Raw genomic sequence first — 328 nt, 5'->3', positions numbered from 1 at the left:
ATGGGCATCCTGAGCGCGGATGAGCCTTATCAGGCATCTGAGAAAAGGGGTGGCGAGATCCCCATCTTCGTTGACAGCAGGGCCATTCGTACTTCCTGTCAATGTACCCATTTCTTAGTCCTCCTCATCGAAAGGCTTCTTTTCAATGGCGCCTGCTTCGGTCAGCGCCGTGAAGCTCGTGCGCCAGAGCGTTGGACCTGAGGAAGCCGATCCGCGATTGTCCCAGGAATTGCCCTCACAGCCGAGAGGCCCATGGATCAGGTGCGCGACGTCGGTGATCGGCTGCAGCACGATCTTGGCGCCATCGAAAGCGCATCCGCCGGCTGCC

General features: G+C 59.1%; 1 pseudogene. It reads right to left on the bottom strand.

From position 1 onward, the window contains the following. Window positions 1–156: 156 nt before the first annotated feature. Window positions 157–328: pseudogene (locus tag QWJ46_RS31175) on the bottom strand (nitrogenase component 1); the annotation flags it as partial.

Origin of the sequence: Rhizobium sp. CBN3 (assembly GCF_030518245.1) — a bacterium.
GTDB lineage: Bacteria > Pseudomonadota > Alphaproteobacteria > Rhizobiales > Rhizobiaceae > Rhizobium > Rhizobium aethiopicum_A.
The sequence above is the reverse complement of the archived record's forward strand: the minus strand, read 5'-3'. Positions and strand labels throughout refer to the sequence as shown.